This window comes from Dietzia cercidiphylli, from assembly GCF_014145145.1.
GTDB lineage: Bacteria > Actinomycetota > Actinomycetes > Mycobacteriales > Mycobacteriaceae > Dietzia > Dietzia natronolimnaea.
Window position 1 is genome coordinate 1 of sequence record NZ_JAALEA010000142.1, and the last position, 4,648, is coordinate 4,648.

Annotated in this window: 4 protein-coding genes; all 4 read left to right on the forward strand. The window is 70.6% G+C overall.

The window, feature by feature from the left end; translation table 11 throughout:
• On the forward strand, positions 1-628 hold a 628-nt coding region (locus G6028_RS05895; protein WP_182658319.1), incomplete at its 5' end, for a cell division protein.
• Positions 629-753: 125 nt separating this feature from the next.
• Positions 754-975, forward strand: a complete 222-nt coding sequence (locus G6028_RS05900; RefSeq protein ID WP_182618041.1) for a hypothetical protein — start codon at positions 754-756, stop codon at positions 973-975.
• Positions 976-1,257: 282 nt separating this feature from the next.
• Entirely contained in the window at positions 1,258-4,437 is a 3,180-nt protein-coding gene (ileS, locus tag G6028_RS05905; RefSeq protein WP_182658320.1) for an isoleucine--tRNA ligase, read from the forward strand.
• A gap of 33 nt (positions 4,438-4,470) precedes the next feature.
• Positions 4,471-4,648 (forward strand): Y-family DNA polymerase (locus tag G6028_RS05910; protein WP_479682422.1); only part of this gene is annotated, 178 nt, incomplete at its 3' end.

Below are 4,648 nucleotides of genomic sequence, written 5' to 3' on the forward strand. Positions count from 1 at the left end.
GGCCGCCGCGCCCCCAGCGCCGACGCCGGCCCCGGCCGCGGCCACCCCGTCGCTCGCGAAGAGCGAGGACAGCGGTGCCGCCAACTCCGACACGCATCTGCGTGCGGCCCGCGTTCTCGCGATGGCGCAGGAGATGGCGGACCGGCTGACCGGGGAGGCCAAGAAGGAGTCCGACGGGCTCATGGCCAAGGCGCGCGGCGAGTCCGATCGGCTGGTCGGCGACGCCAAGACGCAGTCGGAGAAGATGGTCGGCGACGCCCGCAGGGAGGCCGACAAGATCCTCGGCGAGGCCAAGACCAAGTCCGACGGGATCGTCAAGGACGCCCAGTCACGCTCCGAGCAGCAGATCAAGGAAGCCCAGGCCAAGGCGGACGCCCTGCAGGCCGACGCGGAGCGCAAGCACACCGAGATCATGGCCACCATCAACCAGCAGCGTGGCGTGCTCGAGGGCCGGATCGACCAGCTGCGGACCTTCGAGAAGGACTACCGCAGTCGCCTCACCAGCTACCTCGAGAACCAGCTGTCCGAGCTCGGGAAGTCCGGATCGGCTGCCCCGGCCGCCCCGGCGGAGAACGCCGGTGCGCCCGACCAGGGTGCCAAGAAGGACGGCGGCCACCGCGCCGAGTAGTCCTCCCGCGTCGACGCGTCCGGTCCCCGCCCCTGCCCAGGGTGCGGGGACCGACGTATATTCGGGGAGTGGGACCGCCCCGGAACAGGCGCGCCCCACGACACGCACCACGGCAGGAGGAACGCATGCTCGTCGCCGCACTCGGACTGACGATCCTCGGATTCGTCTTCCTCGTCGCCGCCGTCGCCACCGGTCAGATCGGGTGGGCGTGGGCCTGCATCGTGGTCGGCGCCCTCGGCCTGCTGCTGCTGGTCATGGATCTCATCCGCGGGAGATCCGCGCGTGACGGGTCCGGACGGGACCCGTCAGAGGTGGCGGACGCGGCGGACTCCCACGCCGACAGGTAACATCACCCCATGTCCGGCGGTGAGCCGGATGCGCTGCGATCCGGCCATCACCGGGGAGCGCTCGGAAGAACAGCCGGTCCCGTGGAGGGGGCGGCTCAGTAGAACCGAACGGGGGAGCCCGACCGGCCCCCGACCCATGAGTGGGCGTCGCACCGTCGTCGTCAAACGGGGTGGTACCGCGGACGGACGCGCCAGTCGTGTCCGGATCGTCCCCGAGCGCAGGCCTGTCGGCCCCACGGGTACCCACTCGTGCGGGCCCCGTACCGCGAGGAGTCCGCCCGCATGAGCACCGAGCCCACCGCCACGGGTAGCGCCTACCCGATTCTCGACCTCACCGGCGGCACCACGGCACAGTCGCCGTCGTTCCCCGCCCTCGAGGAGACCGTCCTGGCCCGGTGGGACCAGCGCGACACCTTCCGGGAGTCCGTCCGCAGACGGGCGGACGCCGAGGAATACGTCTTCTACGACGGCCCCCCGTTCGCCAACGGCCTACCCCACTACGGGCATCTGCTCACCGGGTACGTCAAGGACGTGATCCCGCGCTACCGCACCATGCGCGGATACCTGGTCGAGCGCCGCTTCGGATGGGACTGTCACGGTCTGCCGGCCGAGCTCGAGGCCGAGAAGCAGCTGGGGATCACCGAGAAGTCGCAGATCCTCGACATGGGTCTGGCCGAGTTCAACTCGGCCTGCGAGAAGTCGGTCCTGCGCTACACCGACGAGTGGGAGGAGTACGTCCACCGTCAGGCCCGTTGGGTGGACTTCGAGAACGACTACAAGACGCTGGACATCGACTTCACCGAGTCCGTCCTGTGGGCGTTCAAGCGGCTCTACGACAAGGGCCTGGTCTACAAGGGTTTCCGCGTGCTGCCGTACTCCTGGTACGAGCAGACGCCCCTGTCCAACCAGGAGACCCGGTTGGATGACGCGTACAAGATGCGTCAGGACCCCGCGGTCACCGTCGGCCTGCCGCTCGAGGCGCCGCAGTCCAGCCCGCTCCACGGCGCCGAGGCGCTGGTCTGGACCACCACCCCCTGGACCCTGCCGTCCAACCTGGCCGCCGCCGTCCACCCCGACATCGACTACTGCGTGGTGCAGGTGAACTCCGGTGAGCTCGCCGGCCGCCGCTTCGTGGTGGCCGAGGCCCGCCGCGGGGTGTATGCGCCCGAGTTCGGCGAGGACGCCGAGGTGGTGGCGACGGCGAAGGGCGCCGACCTGGTGGGTCTGACGTACGTCCCGCCGTTCGACTTCTTCGCCGGCCACCCCGGCGCGCACGTCGTGCTGTCGGCGGACTACGTCACCACCGAGTCGGGCACCGGCATCGTCCACCTCGCGCCGGCCTTCGGTGAGGAGGACAAGGACGCCTGCGACGCGGCCGGTATCGAGTTGGTCATTCCGGTCGGCCCCGACGGCAAGTTCACCGCCGAGGTGCCCCCGTACGCGGGCCAGCTGGTCTTCGACGCCAACGCGCCCATCTCACGCGACCTGCGTGCCGCGGGTCGCCTGATCCGGCACGAGACCATCGAGCACTCCTACCCGCACTCCTGGCGCTCCGGGCAGCCGTTGATCTACATGGCCCTGCCGGCCTGGTTCGTCAAGGTCACCGCGTTCCGGGACCGGATGGTCGAGCTCAATCGCGAACACATCACGTGGATGCCGGAGCACGTGCGCGACGGGCAGTTCGGCAAGTGGCTCGAGGGCGCGCGGGACTGGAACATCAACCGGAACCGGTACTGGGGCGCGCCGATCCCCGTGTGGGAGTCGGACGACCCGGCCTACCCGCGCGTGGACGTCTACGGCTCCCTCGACGAGCTCGAGGCCGACTTCGGGGTGCGGCCCACCGATCTGCACCGTCCGTACATCGACGAGCTGACCCGGCCCAACCCCGACGACCCGACCGGCAGATCCACCATGCGGCGGGTGGCCGACGTGTTCGACTGCTGGTTCGAGTCCGGGTCCATGCCGTTCGCGCAGGTCCACTACCCCTTCGAGAACAAGGAGTGGTTCGAGACCCACAACCCGGGCGACTTCATCGTCGAGTACAACGGTCAGACCCGCGGCTGGTTCTACACGCTGCACGTGCTGGCCACGGCGCTGTTCGACCGTCCCGCGTTCACGCACGTCGCCGCCCACGGGATCGTGCTGGGCAACGACGGGCTCAAGATGAGCAAGTCCAAGGGCAACTACCCGGACGTCAACGAGGTCTTCGCCCGCGACGGCTCCGATGCCATGCGATGGTTCCTCATGAGTTCCCCCATCCTCCGCGGTGGCAATCTCGTGGTGACCGAACAGGGCATCCGCGAGGGTGTGCGTCAGGCCATGCTGCCGCTCTGGAACTCCTACAGCTTCCTGCAGCTGTACGCCGCCGAGCGCGCCACCTGGCGCACGGACTCCCCGCACGTGCTGGACCGGTACATCCTGTCCCGGTTGGCCACGACCCGGGACGCGATGACCGAGGCCCTGGAGACCACGGACATCGCCGCCGCCTGCGACGAACTGCGACAGTTCGCCGACGCCCTGACCAACTGGTACGTGCGCAGGTCGCGCTCCCGGTTCTGGGCGGGGGAGGCCTCCGGTCAGGACTCCCGCGACGCCTTCGACACCCTCTACACGGTGCTGGAGACGACGATGCGGCTCGCCGCCCCGCTCCTCCCGCTCATGTCGGAGGTCGTGTGGACCGGCCTGACCGGGCGGGAGTCGGTCCACCTCGCGGACTGGCCGGCCGCCGACGAGCTCCCGCGCGACGCCGGGTTGGTCGAGGCCATGGAGGCCGTGCGGTCGGTGTGTTCGACCGTCTCCTCCGTGCGCAAGGCCAAGCAGCTGCGCGTGCGCCTGCCCCTGAACTCCCTCACCGTGGCGATGCCCGACGCCGAGAGGCTCGAGCCGTTCACCGGGATCATCGCCGACGAGGTCAACGTGCGCCACGTCCACCTGACGAGCGACGTGGCCGCCCACGGGCGGATGGAGCTGGCCGTCAACGCCCGCGCGGCGGGGCCGCGGTTGGGCAAGCAGGTTCAGGCGTGCATCAAGGCCGCCAAGACGGGGGACTGGTCCGAGGCCGACGGGGTGGTCATCGCCGGTGGGGTCGAACTGCAGGAGGGCGAGTACGAACACCGCCTCGTGGCCGCGGACCCGGAATCGACGGCCGCGCTCCCGGGCGGGGCCGGGCTGGTGGTGCTGGACCTGACCGTCACCGAGGAGCTGGAGGCGGAGGGCTGGGCCAAGGACCGGATCCGTGAGATCCAGGAGGCCCGCCGCGGCGCCGGGTTCGACATCTCCGACCGCATCCGGGTGCGCCTGGAGGTCCCGGCGGCCCGCCGCGACTGGGCCGACCGTCACGCCGGGCTGATCGCCGGCGAGGTCCTCGCCACGGACTTCGCTGTGGTGGACGCGCTGAACCCGGGCGATGGTGAGCCCGCCGAGCTCGCCGAGGGGGTCAGGATGACGCTGGCCCGGGTCTGACCGGGCCGGTCCTGAGCCGAGACGGGAGTCGGCATGGCTGACGGGCAGGACCGCTGGGTCCTGCACGTGGACATGGACGCCTTCTTCGCGTCCTGCGAGCAGCTCACCCGGCCGACCCTGCGGGGTCGGCCGGTGCTCGTGGGAGGGGTGGGGGGCCGCGGTGTGGTCGCGGGGTGCTCGTACGAGGCGCGGGCCCGCGGCGCCCGCTCGG